Origin of the sequence: Paenibacillus sp. EC2-1, from assembly GCF_049311625.1 — a bacterium.
GTDB lineage: Bacteria > Bacillota > Bacilli > Paenibacillales > Paenibacillaceae > Paenibacillus_AQ.
Genome location: NZ_CP186006.1, coordinates 3,930,817 through 3,954,707 on the forward strand (window position 1 = coordinate 3,930,817; position 23,891 = coordinate 3,954,707).

Sequence of the window (23,891 nt, forward strand, 5' to 3'; positions counted from 1 at the left end):
TGTTATATTATTCATTCTAATAAATATATCACTTTTTACCAAGGAAAAGATTTCAAATATTGAAATATCGGAATATTTGTTTAATAGGACGCCGTATCAACGCTAAAGATATAATCCACCTTATATATAATGAATACATTTTTCGCAATGCAAATACGCCTGATTCTAGATGTAGATCAGGCGTATTGTTGAAACCTACTTATTAATAAAGCTCAAATATTGCAATGCATTTTGCAGAACGACTACAGCTTCAGCACGAGTCGTCATATCCTTTGGCGCAAAGGTTGTTGCTGCCTTGCCCTTAATTAGTCCCTTATCCACCGCTGCTGCAATGGCTTCTTGAGCATAGGATGAGATTTGATCCTGATCTGCAAAGGTTGGCTGGCTGGCTCCAGCCCCTGCTGTTCCTTGTACGAACTGAATCGCATTCATCATCATCACGACCATTTGCTCTCTCGTAATGAGTGCCTCAGGAGCAAATCTGTCGTTGCCTACTCCTTGTACGAACCCATATTTTACGGCTGTACTCACATCTGCTGCATACCACTTGCTTGCTGCTACATCAGAAAATGTTTGATCTACTTCTTTGTTCGACAAACCAAAACTTCTCACGAGCAAGGACGCAAATTCTGCACGCGTCACTCGACCAATTGGATCAAATGTTCCCTCTGTTTTCCCTTTCACGATCAGCTTGGAAGCCAGAGCTTCTACTGCCTGTTGTGCCCAGTGACCCTGTAGATCTGCGAACGTTTTCTTACCTTCCACGATCACATACAAACCATTTTTGTTATGTTGGATCGTCGCCACCGTTTTGCCGTCCTTTACCGTAAATACGGCTGGAACAAATCGAAGCTCTCCCGTTGCCGGATCGTATGTCATTACCGTTACTTCATTCGGATTGCTCAATACACCATTTACGATCAGCTTGCGCTCTACATAGCCTGTTGGTGTTAGCTCCGTTGTCGCTTCCTTTTCTTTCAGCTCTGCTTCAAAACTTACAGCTGCACTTCGTGCCTTTATACCTCTGTCTGTAAGCTTTTCTTCCAAACCTTTCTGTACTGTCAGGTCTGCTTGTTCAACCCGTACAATGATTTGTCCGTTTGCATCAAGACCTTTTCCTACCAGTTCAGAAACCGGCCATGCATAGCTTCCTAGTGGACTAGTTACTTCAATGACAGCATCAGGCTTGCTTCTTGCCAAACGGCTTAATGCTTCTGCTGGAATCGCAACCTCGTAACCATCGTAAGAACCGGAAATCGCAATTCTCAGTACAGAGCCTGCATTTTTCCCTGCTTGTTCGAATGCTTGAACCTTCTGCATAAACGCTGCAGCATCCAGCTTAGCCTTCACTTTGTTGTGAGCAGGATCAACCGTCAGCTCGCTTCCTTTGGATTCATACAATGCTGGATCTCCGACTGTCGGCACTGTTGTGCCACCACTGTTGCCGCCTTCTCCATTGTTGCCTCCACCGTTATTTCCACCGCCGTTGTTTCCTCCATTGTTATTTCCTCCGCCGTCATTACCGCCACCGCTTGTGCTTTGACCGCTAATTGTAATGACCTTGCTTCCGTTTACATTAGAGCCATCTGCTGCTGCTGCTGCGACTTTAACTACTCCGTACTTAACAGCTGTCAGTAATCCATTTGCATCAATCGTTGCTTTGTCTGTTACTGTCACGCCATCGGCTTCATACACGGACCACGTTACCGTTTTGTTCGTTGCATCCTCAGGTAGAACTGTCGCTCCTAGTTGCAGCGTGCCGCCTTTTGCAGTGATTGCATCAACTGTACTTGTTACGGCAATCGACTCTACTTTTACTGGATCTGGGTCTGGCGTATCGCTTTGACCGCTAATCGTAATGACCTTGCTTCCGTTTACTCCGGAACCATCAGCTGCTGTTGCTACGACTTGTACTTCGCCATCCTTCACGGCTGTAAGTAATCCATTTGCATCAATCGTTGCTTTATCTGTTACTGTTGTGCCGTCTGCTTCATACACGGACCACGTTACCGTTTTGTTTGTTGCATTCTCAGGTAGAACCGTCGCTCCTAGTTGCAGCGTGCCGCCTTTTATTGTGATTGCATCAACTGTACTTGTTACGGCAATCGACTCTACTTTTACTGGATCTGGGTCTGGCGTATCGCTTTGACCGCTAATCGTAATGACCTTGCTTCCGTTTACTCCGGAACCATCTGTTGCTGTTGCTACGACTTTAACTACTCCGTCCTTAGCGGCTGTCAGTAATCCATTTGCATCAATCATTGCTTTGTCTGTTAAAGTCGTTCCGTCTGCTTCATACACGGACCACGTTACCGTTTTGTTTGTTGTATTCTCAGGTAGAACTGTCGCTCCTAGTTGCAGCGTGCCGCCTTTTGTTGTGATTGTCGAGGAATTGCCTTCGCTCGTCACTGCAATGGAAGTAACGCTCACATCTTCTTCCACGCCAAATTCAGAGTAATTCCATTCCGATTCCCAATTCATCGAAATGCGCTGATTTGCACTATCTAGATGCAGCGGGAACCAAATATATCTAGAATCCGTCAAATTATTAGGATTCCAACGATCTGCCATAAAGATAAACTTATCTTTTACTAGCTCACCTTTGGAGTTACGATAAGGCAACACAAACGTACTTTGGCTCTCATGTGTTGTTCCCTTCCAATCATCCCAGAATGGATCCCCCTTATCTTTCCACCACCAGTCTAGCAGATTCTCTGTAGTATGGTATTTAGCTGGATTTGGATTCCAACCTGTTAAACCAGATGTAATAGAATAATAAATTCCATCTTGTTCAAATACTGTTGGAGCTTCTCTATTATCTTTATGTGCTTTAGCCCAAATCGCTTTTCCATTATCACCAATAGCTGGTTTTGTGTAAGTATCATCTAACTGTAAAACAATAGTGGCATTATTACCTTCGGAAGAGTAGATCAAATATCCGGTATTATTCTCATCATTGTCTACATACAGGGTCATATCTCGTAGCATACCTTGGCCTTCGCGCCAAGCATTATCCCAGTCATCGTTAGGCATTCGACCAATATCTAATACTTTGAAAGGACCTGTCGGAGAATCACTTACTGCAACGCCTCCTGAAGCAGTCCAATACTTACCTGCTATTGGCCCGTCATGGTGCCACCACATTACATAATTATCGTGTTTTGCATTGTAAACTACTTTCGGACGCTCAACTACCTTATCCCAGTTAAACAAACGATATAATCTTTGTTTTTCTTCTAAAGACTCATTTTTATAAAGTTCGTTTAATTCATCGATTTGATCACGTGAATTGTGTTTTTTCAACGTATTTACTGGAGATTTCATATTGCCAGTAAAATTGTAAAATCTTTTTTCATCATCACTTATGCCAAAGTTTGGATCATCTAGGTTCTGATAATGTTGTTCCTGACGCTCAAAACTAAATGCTTCACCGGCTTCCATATAAGTAGGATCATCTTCATGAATGTACATGGGAACTTCAGATGGATTCGCACCATCAAGTGTGTTATCGCCTAAATTTGGATTATTAAATACCGGCAGTACAATGCCTTCGTTCTCCCAATTATAAAGATCCTTAGAGGAGTAAGCATGAATACCTGTCATCGGTACGTAACCGGCTCCTAAGTTTGATTCTGTTTTATCTTCTCCATACCAGTAATACGTTTTCGTTTTTTCATCATAGATGATGCCACCGCCATGTGCCTGAATCGGCTCACCATCCGTGTCATACCACGTCTGACCATTTTTAATACGATTTACACTATAATTTTTCTCTGCATATTTCTCATACGCATGATTAAACTTGTAGCTATAATGCTCCACAGACTCTTCCGTGAGATATTGTAGATCTTCTCCCTTTATTTCCTCTAAATACTCCTTAATTTTAAACTGAATATAAGGGTTTTTACTTCCATAAATAGATTCTAGCTTCTCTACTAATTTAGCAATAGCTTCAATACCAAACTCTTCAGATGTTTTTTGGCTACGCTTTACACTTAAATCGCCAATTGAAACTGTTGAGCCGCCACCACCTGTTTTGAATACTTGAATGGCTACATAGCGTGCGGTTTGAGGCTGGAACGTAATCGTTTGTCGGTCGTTCTTATTAACATCAATTCCACCAAAAGCAACATAATTGAAGTGCTCTTCAAGTTGCTCTCTAGAACCGTCCCAAGCCAAATCATCCAGATTTTTATCACTAGTATAAATTTTGAAGTTCTTTATGCGTCCATTTTGTTTTTCATAATCTGCACCATTTTGTCTTGGCGTATATAAAAGCTGACCTATATCGTTCTTAACTTCGTTTAAATCGAGGACAATATAATCTCCTGACTTGTAACCTTCACCCTTCCAATTACTTTCGTACATGGTTTGAGAATTTCCGTCTACCATATTCCATACCGGAGAAGAGGGATATGCCTCTGGTGCATATGCAACACGAACACTTAAATTCTCCGCATTCTTAATAACAAACGTTGTAATTGACTTAGCTTCTACTTCTGCACTCAGCTTATTATTTTCAACGGTTGTATGGCTAAGTTCTAAATTCTTGTCCGCCGATGTCGTATATACATCAACCTCATTACCTACTTTAGAAAACTTGGAAACATCAAATTCCAATGACTGTGCATGATCTTCGGTATTCCGATAAACGACGATTACTTCATCTTTTTCGGGATTATAGGCTGTTAAAGTACGCCCCTTATCATCATTGTTTTCAAAAAAATGCGAACCTTGTGGAATGAACTTACTAAATTGCGCCATCGCATAATATTTTTTCGTATACGACCACTCTTCTTTGTTGAAATCAGCGTGAATTAGTCCCCAGTTCATATTTTCTTTATCTGCTTGCATATTAGCTTCACTTTCAATCGCTTGCCACAATACCCATGCCTGCGGCTCGAACCATTTAATGTCGACCATAATTTGATCTGCCAATGCTAATGCCGGTTCGATATTATCGTGATCATGCGCAATGCCGCCTGGACCTAAGTCCACTTCAGACATCCACAGCTTTTTATTTTCTTTTTTCGCTAGCTGACCAACTTCATAACGCTTATTCCCTCCGTAAGCATGCACATTCATTTGATCAATTGCGTTTTTAGTGTCGTCTGTATATTCGTTCCAATTTGTAAGAAACGTATCAATTATTGACTCTTCCATACCAGATATTCTCACGTCATCCCGCAATCCTTTGCGTTTCAACGCCTCGCTAGCCTCCCAGATAATCCAGGACTGCTGCCATGGAGCCCAATGTGAGCCTTCTTGTCTTCCACCCGCTCCCCAATAATTCGTGTTCGGTTCATTGATTGGAGATAATGTATCGAATGTAATACCATGCTCTGTCTTATAGTGGTCTACAACCTCCGCTAAATAATCCGCAAAGTCTTTGTAGTGCTCTTGCTTCAAGTTGCTTTGCCAGGAGTCATGATGACCCGATGTACAACCGCTATGTGTCATATAATATGGTGCCGAATTCGAAAAAGCTTCTGTAATTAGCTTAGATTCTCTAGCATCTAATCGCTCTTTAGCAGCTAGTAACCACCAAAGCTGGTTTTTGTCTGGATTGTCAGCAAAATTGTATTGAATATTTCCCTTCTCATCGAACCCCGTAGAGAACCCTGGCATATTTCCGCCTTCACGCATATGCGAATGAGCCGGATCATCACCGCCGCCAATATTATAACGGGCAATATTGTAATTAAGCCCTTCTTCACTATATAAAGCATCTACTAATTCATTTTTAGCTTGTTCGTTTGACCAGCCGCCGGTCGCATTGCCAAACCATACTAATGCTGTTCCCCAACCATCCCATTCTTTCTTCATTTTGTCGGGACTTAACGTAATTTCAGTTACACTTGGAGCTGCTGACACTTTACTCGGTAATCCAGCAAACACTGATGTTACTAAAGATACCGCCAGACCTGACATTGCTACTTTTTGAGCAATCTGCTTAATCCCCAATGATACTCCTCCTCGTTATGATTAAAGCCTTAAGTAGTTGTCCCCTACTTAACCCACCTGCTCTGGTAAGTCTGATCAACACTTTTGCAATCTCTTCTCTACTTTCAATTACAATCAGTAGTTTGACTTACCACCCCTAATTGTTAACGCTTTCATAATAGCATTCAATAAATTGGTTCATTATAACTTTTTACATGCTCTTTTGTATTTTCATTGTTTTATAAATCCGCTTTTAATTGGTTTTGGTACTATTTAATGATTTTTGTTTTATTTTTGGTTCTTTCCCCTATTGTTAGGTGTGAAGCCCAATATGGAAAAAACCCGCTCATTGAGCGGGCTGTTATACAACTCTATTCACTAAAACATCTGGAATAGTGTCTGAATACACGTTATCTGTTACTGTAATTTGTAAATTATCTCACTCGGGAATTTCCCCAAATCTCGGAATATACCAAGTAGGAACATACTTCTGAAATCCGTCAAACCATTCCATTACGTTCGCCGCTCTTTTGAGCATAAAATTCACCTCTGCTTCTCCAAAAGGAATGGCCCAAGAAACCGAAGAAAGCTGGTTACTTGCCAAATACAGAGCCATCAATCTAAAAAAAGCATCAGGTACATCATGATTAAAATAACCGTTAATACGCCCCGAAGCGAAATACTCACTTACGCTTGCATCAAACGAAATACGATTAAATTCTTCCCATGGATCTCCATAATCAAATCGATTAAAATCAATAATTCCAAGATCGCCTGAGGAAGTAACAACCATATTGCCTAGGTGGTAATCTCCGTGCTGAAAAACGTTAGGCCGATCATCTAATAGATAGCGGTTCTGTTCCACGTAACGCATAATCGTCTGGTCTTCCTTCAAATAAATCCCACAATCTTTATAATTCGCTATGTATTTATCGATTTTGCAATTATAGTATTCTGACCATGTCTGTTCATCATGATTGGCGGGGACTTGGTGGATCCGTCTTAAATACTCACCTGCCTTCACACCGATAAGATACTGCTCCTTCGCACTCAGCAGGGCGATAACTTCACCAGCATCCTCTCCTTCCATCCAAGTGAGTAAAGAAAAGACGGATTGACCGTTATTGCATAGCCCAAATTCAATAGGCCGAGACATGGGAACATCAATGCCATTCAGCAGCTTCATCGATTCGAACTCTATCTTCTTCTTCTCGTATTGAGAAAGGTCAGACATTCGAAGAAGCATTTCCGTGCCGTCAACCGTCTGGATGTAGTATTTCTTGTCTGCTGACCAGCCCTTATGAATCTCCTCTACGATCTTCCATGTTTCTGCACTCGGTATTCCCGTAAATACCTCATCCATGATGTGTACCTCCCGCTTAGGATAAATCACTAATCACTATCATTAGATATACATTGTAAAAAAGCAACTCCTTATCTACTCATCATTTAAGTTAGCTGCGGCATAAAAAACCATGTCCGGAATGGTCATGGTTAAATATCTTTCAATTGTACACTATCTATTTTCTAATCATAAAACTTCCTCGCATTCTACCCTTTCGTCCCGCCTTGTAACCCAAATCCTTTGGACATAAACTGCTGTGAGAGTATATACAGGATAATCGCAGGAATAGCGTACAGTACCGAAAATGCAGCCAAACTTCCATAGTCCACCATGCCATATTGTCCGAAGAACTGATACAGCTTTAAAGACGCTGGGAATTTCTCTGGTGACTGGAGCAGGATATAGGGCACAAAGAAATTACCCCAGCTTCCCGAAAAGGTGAAGATTGCAACCGTACAAATGCCTGGCACCATTAAAGGTGCCACTACTTTACGCATTCCGGTGAAGATTGAAGCCCCGTCAACCCAAGCAGCCTCTTCCAGATCATTCGGTACGGAATCCATAAAGTTCTTCATCATCCATATTCCATACGGCATGGACGATGCTACATAGAATAAAATAACGCCAAAAATATTATCATACAGCTTCAAACCGAGAAACAATTGATAAACAGGGACCATCACAGCTGTGATCGGTAAGGATGTCATGAACAAGATCGTCAGCATGAACGGCTTCTTATACTTCATCTGATAACGAGATAATGGATATGCCGCAAGTAGCGACAGTAACACGACGAGTATGGCTTGGCCGAGGGACATAAATAGTCCAATGAGGTAAGCACGCTGATTCTCGCTACTTGTGATCACCTCAATATAATTAGAACCGGTTATTTGATTCGGGAGTTTCAAGGACTGCATCGCATTGGCATCTACGGATGCCACTAGTACCCATAGAAGAGGCAGTATGAAGCAGATCCCGATCATGGTAAGTATCGTATACGGCATGATTCGATAGACTACTTTGCGTTGTTTGGCATTCATATGAATTCTCCTCAAAGTTTGGTGATCAATGCTTCGGAAGTATTCCGCGTCAGCCCTTACTCTTTCATCGATCGAATATAGAGTAGGCTGAGGACAATACCAATGAACAGCAGTAACAATGAAATCGCAGTTCCGTACCCCAGCTGATAATTAACGAAAGCTTGATTGTACATAAAAATAGGCAATGTCGTAGTAGACGTTCCCGGCCCACCGCCAGTCATTGCATAGATCAGTCCAAATACCCCTAGCGTTTGCAGTGTAACCAGCTCATATTTGTTGTAATGGTGCCTTTAATATAAGGAACAATGATTCTCGTGAATATTTTCCACTTGGATGCTCCATCGACAACAGCCGCTTCCTCAATCTCATTCGGGACGTCATCAAGAGCCGCCTGAAATACAAGCATCGAGAACGCTGTACCGTGCCAAATGTTCGCCAGAATGATCGTGAGCATAGGAACGGTGAATAGCCAAGTGACCTCTGAGAATCCGAAGAAGGTAATAATCGCATTAAGTGTGCCCTCGTCTCCGAAGAAGCTGTATAAACATAAGGCACATACAATCTCTGGAGTAACCCAACCAGCTAACACGATCGTGCCAATGACGCGTCTAAATGTTTTATTTTTATGCTTCATTAGAAGAGCGATGAGAAACCCGAGCACTTGTTGTCCAATCACAGCCGAACCGATTAGGAATATTAATGTGTTCCATATACTCACTCTCACGGTCGGATCTTCAAACATACGGACATAGTTATCAAATCCGATAAACTTCAGTTCCCTCGCCGCTTCCCCCGTTAACGCAAGATTCGTGAAGGAATAGAAGAAAGTTAACAAGATGGGATATATAAAAAACACCAGCATAATCGCAATCGAAGGAAGTAAGAAAAAGAGCCACGTATAGGTTGTTCTCTTCTTATTAAAATCTTGAACCGCAAGACTGCTCATGTACGTTCTCCTCCCGCTTGCTGAAGATCTGAATAAGTGCTTGCGTAGGACTCAATTCCGTGAAGGAAAGGAACTGCCTACGCAAGCTTTTGTTGTTATTTTTCCATCACACGATCTCCGCCAGCTATTCTCGTTACATCCTGAGCATATTTATTCATCGCATCCGCAGGAGAAGTTCCCGTAGCTACGGACTCCACCATGGTCTGTATTTGTGTTGACACTTCAGGATATTTCTCCTGAGCAGGTCGGAATTCAGCATTCTTCAAATACTCCGTGGCTATCTCATTAAACGGCATCTTTGTGTACTCCGGGTCTTTCGCCACGTCTGCACGAACCGTTATATTTCCAGAGGCAATGACAAGCTTCTGCGTGTTCTCTTTGTTAAGAGCATATTTGATGAAATTCCATGCCTCTTCTTTATGCTTCGAATTACTTGGAATGGATAAAGCCCAGCCTCCAGCAAGCGTGATTGATCCCGGTGCCTGACCTTTACTTGTAGGCATTGGTGCGAAACCGAGTACATCTTTATATTCCGGCCAAGGCGCAGCACCCTCTGCAAAATAATTGCCTGTAATCCACGATCCATCCAGTGATATCGCAAGCTTACCTTGCGGTAAATACTCCCGTGTCGCCGTATTTCCTGCTTGACCGTTCAATACTTTTGATAGCGGTGGACCAAGTTTCTCCTTGTTAATGGTCTCGATAAAAGTGAGTGCATCCGTGATTCCCTGACTCTTGATGATCCATTTCCCACTAGCGTCATCATAAAGTCTCTCCCCTGTTCCGTAGAGAAGCATTTCATACGTCTGCATGGAAGTCGCTTCGCCCGTTGCCTTCCCCATGTTCATCCAGATCGGAACGACATCCGGCGCTTTTTCTTTAATCGTTCTTGCTGCACTTAAGACGTCATCCCACGTTTTCGGTTGCCAATCTTCCGAAAGCCCCGCTTGTTTGAAAATCTCTTTGTTATACCACAGACCTCTGGAATCCGTATTGTAAGGTACGCCGTATACTTTTCCATCACTTGCTGTCACGCCTTTTTTCATCGCTTCAATAAAAGAACCGTTCGTCCAGTCTTCCCATCCCTTCAGCTGCTCATCAAGCGGCTCTAGGAACCCTGCGCTTGCATCTGAGTTCAAAATAAACGTATCCTCCGTTACGATATCCGGTGCAGTATCTTTAGATTTTAGCGCTAAAGCGACTTTTGCAAAATAATCCCCCTCTGATGCTTGAATAGGGGCTGGTTTAACCTCAACACTTTTATCTGGATAGCTCGCAGCCACTTCCTTAATCCATTTATATAACGTTCCGTTCTCACCGACTCCGTCATCTCGAAAGGTGATGTTAATGGTTGTCTTCGGGGTTTCTGTACCTTTAACCTCCCCTTTCCCTGGGCCACCGGAATCAGCTGGTTTATTCGTATTGCTGGTACAACCAAATAGCATCGACACACATAAGACTGTAATGGCGAACACAATAAATTTCCTCTTCCTTACCTTCATTCTTCACCCTTCTTTTGGATGCTGCGAATCGCTTTCGGCAGTAAAATGTATGCGCTTACTTTTAGTATCACTAAACATACTTTTGATGCTGGATATTTATTCTCACTTTATAGGGACCAATACTTTCTTCTCGTTAACGAATGATGCACAAAAAAACGCAACCGTTACGGATGCGCTTTAGATAGATATCCAAACATATTGTTATTTATATTCCGAAAAACGCACTGAATCATCCCACATTTTGTTAAATGCTTGTTGGAACTGTTCTCCCACCGATTCATCCTCAATGAAGACGGCTACATCATCATTCTCCTCAATAGAGGATTTCAAGTAATTAAACGATCCTGTCTCCACCTTGTTTCCATCAGCAATCATCATCTTAAGATGCATCTTGCCATCATGCGTATTTACTTTAATAGGAATACCCGCATTGTTAACAAGCTCCAACACCTTCTTCTGCTTAGCTTTCTCTTCAGCATGGCTCAGATCCGTGATCATTCTAACCTTCACTCCCCGCTCAGCGGCCTTAACCACAGCTTCAACGATTGGATCGTAGTTGATACTATATATAGCAATGTCAAGTGTCGAAGTCGCTTCATTAATAAGTTGTATGATTGCCGCTTCCGGATGTTCGCCTTCCTGCGTAAATTTTACTTGTATATTAGACGAACCAGACATCTTCTCTTCTGATAATGGTTGATTAGGCTTAGATGATTCTTGTTCAGATGTACTCGGGGAGCAACCGGCAATCCATATACAGGTGAATAACAATATAAACAATCGGTTAATCTTACTCATGGCTTATAAACTCCTCCGCAAATTTCTATCCGTTCATCATAACAAAAAGAAATGAACATCTTCAACTTACCCATCACTGCCAAAATCAAGTTATAGTTAATGAACGTGAAAAACTAACCTGAAGGGAGAATACACACATGGAATTCACAGAAATTGTAGCGGTCGTTGCACTCATCCTCTCACTCCTGCTGTTGATCAAAGTATTTAGCCTGCAAAGTCAACTTAATGATGTGAAATCTGATCTAGAATGGATGAACAATCGTCCGAACAACATCGGAATGATGAACAGTAGCAGCAACAAGGAAATCGTCTCTCAGCCGAAAGTAAACGATGTAGATGCAGATCTTGAAGAACGATTGCGCTTCATGGTTGCATCCAATCAGAAGATTAAAGCCATTAAAGTGCTGCGAGAAGCACGAAATTTATCGTTAAAAGATGCCAAAGATTACGTAGATCAATTGGAACGAGATATCTAAAATAGATGACCTCTACAAAAATAGAGACCGGATGTTATCATCATCCGGTCTCTTCGTCTAATTTATAATTTAGTTAACACTTTAATTTTCGAAAAACTCATCGTTTTATATTCGTAAATCCAAGCACTAGCATAATCAACAGGAATCGCAAAATTCAGGTTTCCCTGATCGATACCCGAAGTTGTAACTCCGATAACCTCACCTTTTTTATTAAACAGAGCTCCGCCGGAACTGCCAGCGGCAATGGGAGCTGTAAATTGGATAACTGACAAGCCATCCATGACTCGAAGACCACTAATGATTCCCGTAGAAATCGTATTTTGAAGCCCCTCCGGATTGCCGATCGTAACAACAGATTGACCCTTCGCTAGGTTATCCATGGAGCCGATCCGCAGTGGTGGCACATTTGTACGTATTTTTGTTTTGATCAAAGCCAGATCCGCTTCCTTATCCACTTCCACGATACCCGCCACCTCGTAATATTGATCATGAGCTGTATAGATACCGAAGTCAGTTCCTCCTTCAATCACATGATAATTCGTCAAGAACAATCCGTAGCCCACCGCAAACGCGCTGCCAAACCCCACAGGCTCACCTTCTTGATCTAGCGATTCCAGCACAACAACACTTTGCTCGAAATCCGCGATTTTTTGGGTCGATAGATTTTTTCCGGTATACGGGATCTTCTGATAAGGTGCAAGAACAAATTGCAAATAATCTACAATCTCCCAATCCTCGTACGGATGCAAAATCGTTGTGTTGCTGATCGCAATAATCCCGCGTTCGTAGAATACTTTCTTACCAAGCGTTTCACTTATAAACCGCAGGGGCACAAACACCCTACCTTGCTTGTATTGTGCTGGGGAATCCAAAGATGTTTTCTTCCCGTTTACGTACACCAACTTGCTTCCAAGGGTGATTTTAATTTCTTTACCAGCATTGGTAATGGTCGCCGTTGAAGTTGCCTGGTTCCAGACTATTCGTCCACCTAGACTCTCACTAATGAACCGGATCGGTACCAAAGTACGTTGATTAGCTACATAAGGAACGATATTAAAATTATACGGATCAATAATTTGATCCTTATTGTCATAGATAGCATTAGGACTGCTAACCGAGAGAACAACTGCATCCTCCAACACGTTCTCTAAATCTCTTTCAGCATGTTGTGCATACCCGGCAAGCGGGCAGCTCAAGAGCCCTAGTACTGTGATAATAATCAGTAAACTTCGTTTCATATGATTCGTCCTGTCTCCTTCTAGAAGTATATATGTATTGTGCTGGGACAGTGCCTGTTACCTCTGCTCCGCGATAATTAAACGCAAAATAATGAAAAATGTTACATTTTTAGGCGAAGGTAATATAACCCAGTTATTTCTGTGATGCATTTTTTTCTTCTATATAAAAAACAGCCGACCAAGGAAACCTTGATCGACTCGTTTCATTTATTTACCGTCTCTTCTTGAGTATTGATAATAGACTTTTCATACCTGCTGAGCTGGTATATCATGGGTTGTATCCAGCAAGACTGCATTAATTCCGTTGAGGAAAGCTAACGCACTTGCTTTAATTATATCAGTATCCATCGCTCTTCCTGAATAGATTTTCCCTTCATATTCAATCCGAATATTAACGCGGCCAATGGCCTCTTTCCCTCTGGACATACTGTTAATTTTGTAATCTTTTAATTGGACCTCCAAGCCGACCAATGACTTAATTGCACTGTAAAGTGCATCGATCGGACCATCACCAACCATACTGTCCCTAAATGTCTCATTACCTTTCTTCAGTTTGACCGTTGCTGTCGGATACAAGTCATTGGTCACAACTTGGAAAGATTCCAGCTCATACAGATGGCTGTTCACTTCTTCAAGTGTGCGATGCTTAGTGACTAGGTAATACACATCATGATCGTATACTTCCTTTTTCGTATCAGCAAGTTGAAGGAATTCCTCGAACAGCGCTTCGAAATCTTCACCTTCACCACTCTCGAAACCTAGTTTCTCAACCGCATTCTTGAATGCATGTCTTCCGGACCTAGCCGTCAGGATCAATTCCATACTATCAGCGCCTACATCCTCTGGTGCCATAATCTCATAAACCTGCTTATCCTTCAGAAGGCCATCCTGGTGAATACCCGAAGAATGCGCAAATGCGTTTTCACCTGTAATCGCCTTATTCACTTGTACATCCAGACCTGTTAAATGGGTTAACAGTTTCGAGGTTCTCATTAGTTCCTTTAGGTGAATATTCGTACTTGCATTATAGTGATTGGATCTAACGCTCAATCCCATGACGACTTCCTCAAGCGAAGTGTTGCCAGCCCGCTCCCCCAAACCATTAATCGTGCATTCTACTTTCTCCGCACCGTTCTTCACTGCACTTAGTGTGTTCGCTGTTGCCAGTCCAAGATCATTATGACAGTGGACACTTAGGATTACTTTGTCGTCCAGATTCTTCAGGCGTTCATTAATTTTGCGAATCAATTCACCGAATTCATCTGGTACCGCGTAGCCAACCGTATCCGGTATATTAATCATTGTTGCTCCTGCTCTTACAACGGCTTCGATTGTACTCCATAAGTATTCGAAGTCAGACCTAGAAGCATCCTCTGTAGAATACTGCACATGTGGAAGTAACGTCTTCGCATACTTCACAGCATCCACACCCATCTGAAGCACTGCATCTTTGGAGCGATTAAATTTCTTCTCAACATGAATATTTGAAGTGCCAAGCACAATATGAATTAGCGGATTCTGAGCAAGTTTAATACTTTCATATACCGCATCGATATCACCTTTAACAGCTCGCGCAAGAGCAGTAATCGAGATACGATCCCCTACGGTTCTCGCGATTTCTTGAACCGAATGAAAATCCCCTGCGGAAGATGCAGGAAAACCAGCTTCAATGATATCGACATTCAGTCGTTTCAACTGCTGCGCAAATTCTACCTTCTGGTGTACATTCAGTTTAGCGCCAGGTACTTGCTCCCCGTCTCTCAAAGTCGTATCTAATACAATAATATTGCGGTCCATTGCAATTCCTCCTTGGAAATTATAGTTAATTTATATGAAGCGGGGTTGGTTAAACCCGGAATTTAACCAACAAAAAAACCCCGCCTCTATATGCATAGAGGCGAGGTTGAACCCGCGGTACCACTCTAATTCATTTTATACAAAGTATACAAAATGATCTTCTTCGATGGCCAACACCATCTATCCCTGTAACGGTGGAATTCCGGCTAACCCTACATCATTCAGGTAGCTGTTCATAGACGAGTTCAAAGGGAACGACATTACCGTTTCTCACCAACCAACGGCTCTCTGAAAAGTCACTTCACTTTTACTATTTCTAATCAACACATTTACATATGAAATTCAAACTTGATAATATCTTAGGGAAAAAATAACATTTTGTCAACCCTCATTTTTCCATTATTCGCATGTCCTCATGATATTATAACAATCCAGAACCCTTAACATTCGCAAGAAATTCTTGGAATTCAGGAATGTTCAATTGCTGTGCCGCATCAGATAATGCTGTTGCTGGGTCAGGATGAACCTCCACCATGACACCATCTGCGCCAGCGGCCAGAGCTGCCTTCGCACAAGGTGCTAGGATATCCTTACGACCTGTTGAATGTGTCACATCTACGAGTACAGGAAGATGTGTTTCTTGTTTTAGAATCGGAACTGCAGAAATATCGAGCGTGTTTCGGGTTGCTTTTTCATAGGTCCGGATTCCACGTTCAATTAGCATAACCTGCGTATTTCCCCTTGATACAATGTACTCTGCCGCATGAACAAATTCATCGATTGTAGCTGCTAGCCCCCGTTTAAGGAGAACCGGAGTCTTCACATCCCCTGCTGCCTTTAACAGCTCAAAGTTTTGCATATTTCTCGCACCAATTTGAATCACATCAATATAATCACATGCAAGCTCGATATGAGCTGGATCTACGATTTCACTAATGGTCTTTAAACCAAATTCAGAAGCTACCTCCTTCAGAATCTTAAGCCCCTCAATACCTAACCCCTGGAAATCATACGGGGAAGTTCTTGGCTTAAATGCTCCACCACGCATCACCGTGATCCCTGCTTGTTTAAGCGCAGCTGCAACTTGACGCACCTGCTCATAACTCTCAACGGAGCATGGTCCTGCGATCATAACTGGTGTTCCACCGCCAATGATCGTGTTCCCAAGCTGAATGAGTGTATCTTCTGGCTTCTTTTTACGGCTGACAAGCAATTGCTTCTTCGTATCAACCTGTTGTAATTTAAGCGATGCTTGAAAAATCTGCTTGAACAAATGGCGAACCGTTTCATTATCGAAAGGACCTTTATTTTGGTCGATTAAGGCATCGAGCATTTTTTTCTCTCGAACCGGATCAAAATCAGGTACTCCTTGCTTTTGCTTCTCCAGTCCAATCTCTTGAGCAATACTTGCCCGTTCTGATAAGAGCTCTAATAGTTGATGATTAACCGAATCTAGCTTAGATCTTAATTCATCAAGACGTCCTTGACTCATACCGAATCTCTCCTTTTAATAGCTATTTATATACAAAAAGACCCCCCGCCCGCAAAGGGACGAGGAGTCGTGGTACCACCCTAATTAGATATGCAAAATAACTTAACACATCTCACTTGAACCTTTTAACGCAAGGTTACGGGCCATCCTACTTCTTGCAATTATCATGCAAGCGTTCAAATGCCAGCTCCGGAATGAACTTCAGCGCAGAACCTTCACTCGGGAGCTCTCAGTCGGTGGCTACCCTTTCCTGTCAGGAACGTTCTATCGCTTACTCTTTCCTTCATCGCTTGTATCATCATTGTATGAATCCATTAATTAAATAGCATTGTAATACAACCCCTACTGATATTGCAAGGGCTTTGTTTAACGCTTGGTTGCTTCATGGCAATGAAGGATGTGAGTATTACTTAAAGCTTCAACCGATAAATCGCCTTGTTATCAAGCCCACGAATCATAGGTGTCCAGGTTTCAGTTTCGGCCGTTGTATCTAGCGCATCCTCTACCATTTGCAGCTTAGCATCCATTGTGTCAATGTAATGTAAAGCTACTGCCTCCGCTGTTTGAGGCTGTACTGGACTTCCCCATTCTCCCAAATTATGATGCGATAGTACCAAGTGCTGTAAACCGAGAATGAGTTCTGAATCAAGTGATATATCGTTCTGTATCGCTGCTTCAACAATCCAGTTATTAGCCAACACGATATGACCAATTAGCTTCCCGTGGTTGCTATAATCTGTAACAATTCCCATCTGGGCAATCATTTCTTCCGGCTTCGCAATATCATGCAGAATAATTCCGGCTTTTAGTAAATCTGGATTCAAGAATGGTCGTTGCTTGCATAGGAAATCCCCAAGCTCTAACATGCGAACAATGTGATAGGCAAGCCCAGCAAAATAAGCATGATGAAACGTTTTGGCAGCGGGATAATGCATTAATTTCTCTTCTACCTTACTTACACAATGCTGTACAATCAATCGAATCTGAGGGTCCGTTATATCATTCATCGTAAGTTTAATGGTATGCAATAAATCAACCGGACGTATTGGAGCAGATCTTACAAAATCCGTCAGAGAAACGCCATCCTCATCTTTAGCTTTACGCATTTTGCTAATCTTCACTTGAGCCTGATCACGATAGCTATGAACAAACCCCTGAATTTTAACCAATTGCATAGGTAAGAACGTTTCTTTATCTTGAATGGTTACGTCCCAATATTTCGCTGAGATTTGGCCACTAGAATCCGATAGCACAATATCGAAATAATCTTTAGGTGGTGTGCTGTTCGTTTGTCTAAGATTCAATTCTTTGAGTAGATAAAAGCCAACAAATTCATCTTGCACGTTAAGTTTATTAATAGGTTTCATCTGTCTCCTCCTTCGAAGTCAGTATAGCACACTGAGAGAAATAGTAGATCAGATTATAATAGATTAGATCACATTACAAAAAGCCATCAAACCATTGAACCGTTTGACGGCTTTTGATTGTACAACTATGGATAACTGAGTCCAAATCCTTCGGGATAGTCTTCACTTATTGTTACAGGTAGTTTACCGATGGGTTTAGCCCCAAATATCACCTGAACAGCTGCCTCCCATGATACAGGAACTGGCGTCATCCAGTACCAATTATCTAATGCATATGTCGATAAATAGGCTTTCGTATTCGGATAACCAAGTATGTTAGCGGGATTACCAAGTGAGACAGTAACAACCGGTTTTCCCGTTGCGATTAATGCGTTCACAAGATCAATTTGACCTTGCGGGATCTCACGATCGGATTGTGTGAATACAATAATACGATCTGCCTGCTTAGACTGCTCAACCGCACGATTAATTGCTGGGGTATTCACATTTAAAGGCTCGCCCGAAGCTGGTGCAACCTGAACAGTAAACACCTCGCCTTGGCTCGCTTTACTAACAGCTTCACCTATAAAACTGGCATAGGCCACACTTACAACTAAAGTTTTTTCTTCCGATTTAGGATCAAAAGGGAGCACATTTTCATTTTTAACTAAAGTAATCGAATCTTGTGCAATCTGTTTAGATATTCTCCAATGTTCATCATTCCCAACTACATTGGTCGCGTTCTCTACGTCTACCAGACGATGATCAAATAAGTTCATTTTTATTTTATACTTGAGGATCCGCTCTACAGACTCATCAACCCGTCTTTTTTCAATTTTTCCATCCTGTAAAGCTTTATATAGCGAATCCAGCGTATCGATTTGATCGGTCGCAGATCCGTTAGCCATGATGATATCTGCTCCTGCATTAATCGCCATCACTGCAGCCTCGCCAGCTCCCCAGTTCTTAGAGATAGCCTCCATTACCATCGCATCGGTAACAATCATTCCGTCGAATCCCATTTCTTCTCTTAACAATCCGGTTAGCACTTTCTTGGACAAGGTTGCAGGTAATACTGGATCAATCGATTCAATAATGATATGAGATGTCATAATGGATTCAATCCCTTGATCAATTGCCGCTTGAAATGGCGGAAGATGCACACGCCTAAGCTCTTCAGCACTATAAGAGACTTTAGCCAGCGTGGAATGCGTATCAAATCCTGTATCTCCATGTCCCGGGAAATGTTTAGCACTCGATATTACTCCTTCAGCTTGATAACCTTTGACCTCAGCAATCGTCATATCCGTGACTAACTTCGTATTCTCGCCAAAAGAACGCACTCCGATAACTGGATTATGAAGATTGGAGTTTACGTCAGCAACAGGTGAATAGCTCCAATGGAATCCCATCGCTTTAGCCTCAATAGCCGTCAGACGAGCTGCTTGTTCAGCATGTTCAACATTACGAGTCGCCCCAATCGCCATCTGTCTTGGCAGGACTGTAGCCTCTTCCGGTACTCGTTGTGCTGCACCATATTCCATATCACCTGATATAAACATCGGTATCCCTAATCTGGATTTGGCCGCCCAGGTCTGAAGTTGGTTCGTAAATTCAGCATTCTTAGCAGCACTCTGGATATGACGATTCAAAAGAGCACTCCCCACGAAATATTCTTCGATCATTCTGCGTGAGAATTCATCTGCTTGATCCGTTGGCGTATACATGACAAGCTGTCCGATCTTTTCCTTGTCATTCATTTGCGCTACCAATCGGCGTGCCTTTTCTTCCATAGAAATTTGATCATTCTTGAGAATCTCAGAAACCGAATCCACCTTTACAGCCCGCTCTTCTTCAGGTCTATCCTCCATGTTCTTAGGGATCAGTAGGTATATAGCAACTGCTGCAATTACTACGATAGAGGTGGTAATTAAAGCGAATTTTCTCATTCCCATGGTTGCCCTCTTTTCTCATCTATTTTCACAGTAATTACCATACACGAGTGAGTTTAGGGAAACAATGTAAGAAAACAACCATTTTTTATAGTTATTCATTTGTTTCAATCCATAAAGAAACACAGCAGAACCCCACGCTCCAGTTGGGATCCTTGCTGTGTTCCAATTGACATATTGAGAATTTTAGAATTACTGCAAAATACGAGCAGCCACCGCTGCAAGATCAGCTATATCAATTTTACCATCTTTATTGACATCTGCTTTCTTCACCTGCAGCCAATCAGGGCTATTCGTGTCTTTGCCATAAGCGGCTGCCACAATTGCCAGATCGCCGATTGTTATTTTTCCATCGTTATTAAGATCTGGAACAATCTCCGTGCTTTCTGTCGTAATCTTGAAACTTAGCTCTGATGATCTAGCTTCAGATTCTACACCCTCAGCATCACCAAGCAGTGCTTTTGTAATAGATACCTTGCTTGTAATATCCTTATCAGTATCCTTTGCCTTGAACGTCAGTTCCACAACTTGGGCGTTGCCGGATACTGCATTCTCCATTCCTTGGCTGAATAGAATCATATGCAGCTTGCCTGCTGTATTCTTAATCGGCTCCAGTATCGAAACGTTCTTAAGCAATGATTCTGCGGATACAAACTCTACTCTCTCGGTATCATAGTTCATTAGAATTTCTTGGGCAAGTGCAGGCGACTTCATGTTGTTCAAACCATACTGAATCTTGAATGTCTCACCCGCTTTAATGATGTCAGGCCCCGTAAGAGTTGTAGAGAGTACGGACTCCGCTTCCCCAATATGAATCGTGACGGTCGCTGTTTCTGATTCCTTCTTCCCATCACTAACCTTGAATGTAAATGTATCTGTGCCAACAAATCCTGAATTCGGCGTGTAAGTAAATGAACCTTTCTCGGTATCATCAATCACTACACTACCCTTTGCCGCTTCCTTGACGATCTGGAACGTTAATGGATCTTGATCTTCATCGCTAGCACTCATCGTTCCACGAACAGGCGTGTCTATCGGTGTTGTTAATTCGATATTAGTTGCAATAGGGGCATGGTTGTTTATCTCTCCAGGAATGACTTCTGTGCCTTCCGGATAGGCTTCATACAACAGAACAGAGTGAGCCGGAATCGTAAATCTGTGTGGTGTTCCTGCTTTAAGATGAAGATCCGTTTCTTCACTAAGCTTGTTCTCTAATCGATAATTGGCCTTAGCCCCTGGAGGTAGCATAAAGTCTGTGCTTACATCTACAGAAATCGTCTGACTGGTGCTCGAAGGATTTCGAAGCATGAGCACACCTTTCGAGGTTGAATACGAAGCGATGCCGTAGGCATCTTTCCCCGGATCTCCGCCGATAAAGTGGGAGTCTAACAACACATTATGGTTTAATTCAGCCCATGCAGAAGCTTCGGCAAGAATATCCCACATTTTATCTGTCGTGTAGTCTTCCGTAGGCCTAATATATAATTCTTGCAGGTTATAACCAGAGGCGAAATAGGACCACACCTCATCTGAGAAGTCTTTTAAATTCTCTTCTTTCGTCATGTCGAGTAATGGTCCACTTTCAGTACCATTCTCATGGCTAACCCAAGCTCCTTGCCCAAATCTAGAATGCACGACCCCATGAACCATTAATGAATTCAGAGGATAGAACGGATTTTGTTGTAACAAATCACGACTTACTTTGTCACGGTAGTTAACCCACTGCTGCCTGATGGAGCCCGTTCCGGTCTTGCCCATATCTCCTCCACCGCGCCAGATGGAATCTACATAGAATGTGAAATACGGTGAAGCCCATGATCCAACCGTAGCGTTAATAAATACCGATGGATCATTCTCTCTCATATCTCCTGTCAGCCTCAGAAGAGCATGGAAGTCTTCAATTCCTTCTGTTCGATCGAATTTGAAGTGTTTCGTACCTTCCTGTAGCTGTTTCTTCGTCACTGCATCCTTAAATACGTTATAGTAATTCGGACCACTCATTTTAAAAATCTCTTCGTTACCGCTAGTTTTCGTTTCAGTCGGGTTACTCATCTTCTTCCCAACAGCAACTCTGGCAGGTAATTTCTGATAGTATCCGCCTGTAGGACTAAGCCAGAAGCCAAGACTTGCGCCATATCCCTCAGCAGCAGCCTTCATGACTGATGCACCGTTAGGATATGTGATTGGATTGAAATCCCAGATTGTTTTGGCGGAAGTGCTGTAATCATCATAACCATCGTCAAACAGGAAGTTTTTCAATGGGGCACCTCTTTGCTGTATGAACTCCTCGCCCCAGAGTCGAATTGTTTTTAGAGATTCCTCTTCCGTCATATACGTATCAAAAATCCAGCTAAGATCATACCAAGAATTGTAGTGAAGGAAGCTGTAATGCTCATGTGCTCTTTCTCTCTCGATATAGTATTGGAAGCCCCTGAGCTTCTGATTATAAGGATAGATTCCGATAACAGAACTTTGCTCAAACGACTGGCCCTCTAAGGTTTCGTCTCCCCGGTCTACATGTGCCTTTGCTGTATTTCCGTTGATGCTAACCTTAGCTACAGGTGTTTGCTGCGCGAAGAACACTTTACCTGCAAAGAATGGCGATCCATCCACCGCACCTGCTTTTTCAACCCCTGCTGCTGTAATATCTATGAGCTTGACCTTGGTCACATTCCAGTTTCCAGAAGTCGCCGTGTAAGATACATCCTGGATGATATAATTGGAGCCATCTCGTAGCGTTGCACTCCAATTTACCGTCAGCGTTTTTCCTTGATCTGTATAGGTAAAAGGTATATTTAATCGCCAGCCGTCATCACGATCAGATACCTTGGTACTGCTTGATTGGCCCGTGATTCGTGTTAATGTTGGCTCTCCTGCAGTCATATCCGTATCGAGCACATTTGTTGAACCCGACAGCTCAAGGGAGAAGAGCTGTCCGGCCTTAACCGGATTAACATTCCCCTCGATTTTGTCCCGGAATTCCGCTAGGGTCAGATCATTCTCCGATAACTGAAACTTAGCTGACAGTATAGAGTTACTTAGCTCATATACACCGTCTCCTGGATTTGTCCCTTTTGCCGTTCCCGGATCAGGCCCCATAAACCTTGAACCTACAGTAACAGGCGCTAGTGTGGTACCGCTAAAGGGTTGACTCCATCCACTAGTTCCAATAGCATTCTTGGCTCGAACTCGGTAAGTATGTGTGGTTTCCTGAGATAACCCGCTATGTCCAAATGGCATATTGACACCCGATATCACATTACCATCAACCTCAATATCATACGCTGAAGCTCCTTCAGGTATATTCCAGGCTGCATTGATTCGAGAAGTCCCCATCGGATAAGCATAACCCGTCGGTACAGCTGGAGCTTCAGTAGGTGGAGCTTCCACTCCCATCACTTCAACTTCAACAAAATGGTTGTTCGTGTTCGCTGTGCTTCCACCCGAATAAACTCTTAAATATCTCGCATTGGTCTTAGTAAAGCTAATACTTTTCCCTGCACTTGTCTCTACATATTCTGCATCGGTTCCGGTACCAAACCCTGCACTATTATTCGTGTCATTGTTAAAGACTGTCTTGACTTCGCCTGTGAAATCAGAAGTATTCGACAACCTGACGATCAGATCACGATATGTCCGCTTGTCATTCCAGTAACGCCAAATGTTCACCTCTGAAATATCATAACTTTTACCTAGGTCAAACTGAATCCACTGTAACCCGCTTCCATTCGGATAATCTTCAGAGTAGGCATTCGTATTGTTCTTAACCCCATCATTGATAACTCCCATGTTAGAAAATGCCACACTGCTAGTCATCTTCTTACCTAGCGCTACATTCTTAATCGGAGTATCCGATGATAGATTCGATGAATCGGCATTACTCACCTGGGGATATGCCCCAAATGATGTTAGAACCATAAGTAGTGTCATGAGAATTGCGAGATATTGTTTTTGTGTTTTTCTACATGAGATGTACATTAATTGCCCCCTTTTCTAATGGTTGATATCTAACTCAT

General features: G+C 42.4%; 12 protein-coding genes, 1 pseudogene and 2 other annotated features. Of the genes and pseudogenes, 1 reads left to right on the forward strand and 12 read right to left on the reverse strand.

Translation table 11 applies throughout. The annotated features are described in order from the left end of the window. Positions 1 to 195: 195 nt before the first annotated feature. From ACK8P5_RS18500 to ACK8P5_RS18525, 6 genes and pseudogenes are all read right to left on the reverse strand, one after another. Positions 196 to 5,964: an S-layer homology domain-containing protein gene (locus ACK8P5_RS18500; protein WP_422657727.1), complete on the reverse strand. Its 5,769-nt coding sequence runs from the start codon at positions 5,962 to 5,964 to the stop codon at positions 196 to 198. A gap of 418 nt (positions 5,965 to 6,382) precedes the next feature. Further along, positions 6,383 to 7,306: an aminoglycoside phosphotransferase family protein gene (locus ACK8P5_RS18505; protein WP_422657728.1), complete on the reverse strand. Its 924-nt coding sequence runs from the start codon at positions 7,304 to 7,306 to the stop codon at positions 6,383 to 6,385. A gap of 188 nt (positions 7,307 to 7,494) precedes the next feature. Next, a complete protein-coding gene (locus ACK8P5_RS18510; RefSeq protein ID WP_422657729.1) occupies positions 7,495 to 8,328 on the reverse strand; it encodes a carbohydrate ABC transporter permease in 834 nt (277 codons plus the stop codon). A 56-nt stretch (positions 8,329 to 8,384) separates the two neighbouring features. Beyond that, positions 8,385 to 9,274, reverse strand: a pseudogene (locus ACK8P5_RS18515) (carbohydrate ABC transporter permease). Between the two features lie 95 nt (positions 9,275 to 9,369). Then, a complete protein-coding gene (locus ACK8P5_RS18520; protein WP_422657730.1) occupies positions 9,370 to 10,776 on the reverse strand; it encodes an ABC transporter substrate-binding protein in 1,407 nt (468 codons plus the stop codon). 201 nt (positions 10,777 to 10,977) lie between these two features. Continuing rightward, a complete protein-coding gene (locus ACK8P5_RS18525) occupies positions 10,978 to 11,574 on the reverse strand; it encodes a phospholipase D-like domain-containing protein (RefSeq protein WP_422657731.1) in 597 nt (198 codons plus the stop codon). Between the two features lie 137 nt (positions 11,575 to 11,711). Here ACK8P5_RS18525 and ACK8P5_RS18530 point away from each other — a divergent pair, with 137 nt between their 5' ends. Continuing rightward, on the forward strand, positions 11,712 to 12,050 hold the full coding sequence (locus tag ACK8P5_RS18530) for a ribosomal protein L7/L12 (protein WP_422657732.1): 339 nt from the start codon (positions 11,712 to 11,714) through the stop codon (positions 12,048 to 12,050). 62 nt (positions 12,051 to 12,112) lie between these two features. On the opposite strand, the gene ACK8P5_RS18535 is transcribed toward ACK8P5_RS18530, so the two are convergent. From ACK8P5_RS18535 to ACK8P5_RS18560, 6 genes are all read right to left on the reverse strand, one after another. Further along, positions 12,113 to 13,288 (reverse strand): stalk domain-containing protein, encoded by a 1,176-nt coding sequence (locus ACK8P5_RS18535; protein WP_422657733.1) that lies wholly within the window; start codon positions 13,286 to 13,288, stop codon positions 12,113 to 12,115. A gap of 246 nt (positions 13,289 to 13,534) precedes the next feature. Beyond that, entirely contained in the window at positions 13,535 to 15,085 is a 1,551-nt protein-coding gene (locus ACK8P5_RS18540; protein ID WP_422657734.1) for a 2-isopropylmalate synthase, read from the reverse strand. A gap of 93 nt (positions 15,086 to 15,178) precedes the next feature. Further along, positions 15,179 to 15,418, reverse strand: a binding site (T-box leader). An 88-nt stretch (positions 15,419 to 15,506) separates the two neighbouring features. Then, on the reverse strand, positions 15,507 to 16,577 hold the full coding sequence (locus tag ACK8P5_RS18545) for a bifunctional 3-deoxy-7-phosphoheptulonate synthase/chorismate mutase (RefSeq protein ID WP_422657735.1): 1,071 nt from the start codon (positions 16,575 to 16,577) through the stop codon (positions 15,507 to 15,509). Positions 16,578 to 16,629: 52 nt separating this feature from the next. Continuing rightward, positions 16,630 to 16,873 (reverse strand) — a binding site (T-box leader). Between the two features lie 114 nt (positions 16,874 to 16,987). Next, positions 16,988 to 17,944, reverse strand: a complete 957-nt coding sequence (locus ACK8P5_RS18550) for a 3'-5' exoribonuclease YhaM family protein (protein WP_422657736.1) — start codon at positions 17,942 to 17,944, stop codon at positions 16,988 to 16,990. Between the two features lie 125 nt (positions 17,945 to 18,069). Continuing rightward, positions 18,070 to 19,878, reverse strand: coding sequence for a glycoside hydrolase family 3 protein (locus ACK8P5_RS18555; protein ID WP_422657737.1), 1,809 nt, complete (start codon positions 19,876 to 19,878; stop codon positions 18,070 to 18,072). Positions 19,879 to 20,067: 189 nt separating this feature from the next. Next, positions 20,068 to 23,853 carry an Ig-like domain-containing protein gene (locus ACK8P5_RS18560; RefSeq protein ID WP_422657738.1) on the reverse strand — a complete coding sequence of 1,262 codons (3,786 nt, stop codon included), beginning with the start codon at positions 23,851 to 23,853 and terminating at the stop codon, positions 20,068 to 20,070. Positions 23,854 to 23,891: the final 38 nt, after the last annotated feature.

Excerpts from the sequence above, each read along its gene's own strand:
- ACK8P5_RS18505 (WP_422657728.1), bottom strand. The coding sequence starts at position 7,306 with ATGGATGAGGTATTTACGGGAATACCGAGTGCAGAAACATGGAAGATC.
- ACK8P5_RS18510 (WP_422657729.1), bottom strand. The coding sequence starts at position 8,328 with ATGAATGCCAAACAACGCAAAGTAGTCTATCGAATCATGCCGTATACG.
- ACK8P5_RS18520 (WP_422657730.1), bottom strand. The coding sequence starts at position 10,776 with ATGAAGGTAAGGAAGAGGAAATTTATTGTGTTCGCCATTACAGTCTTA.
- ACK8P5_RS18525 (WP_422657731.1), bottom strand. The coding sequence starts at position 11,574 with ATGAGTAAGATTAACCGATTGTTTATATTGTTATTCACCTGTATATGG.
- ACK8P5_RS18530 (WP_422657732.1), top strand. The coding sequence starts at position 11,712 with ATGGAATTCACAGAAATTGTAGCGGTCGTTGCACTCATCCTCTCACTC.
- ACK8P5_RS18535 (WP_422657733.1), bottom strand. The coding sequence starts at position 13,288 with ATGAAACGAAGTTTACTGATTATTATCACAGTACTAGGGCTCTTGAGC.
- ACK8P5_RS18540 (WP_422657734.1), bottom strand. The coding sequence starts at position 15,085 with ATGGACCGCAATATTATTGTATTAGATACGACTTTGAGAGACGGGGAG.
- ACK8P5_RS18545 (WP_422657735.1), bottom strand. The coding sequence starts at position 16,577 with ATGAGTCAAGGACGTCTTGATGAATTAAGATCTAAGCTAGATTCGGTT.
- ACK8P5_RS18550 (WP_422657736.1), bottom strand. The coding sequence starts at position 17,944 with ATGAAACCTATTAATAAACTTAACGTGCAAGATGAATTTGTTGGCTTT.
- ACK8P5_RS18555 (WP_422657737.1), bottom strand. The coding sequence starts at position 19,878 with ATGGGAATGAGAAAATTCGCTTTAATTACCACCTCTATCGTAGTAATT.
- ACK8P5_RS18560 (WP_422657738.1), bottom strand. The coding sequence starts at position 23,853 with ATGTACATCTCATGTAGAAAAACACAAAAACAATATCTCGCAATTCTC.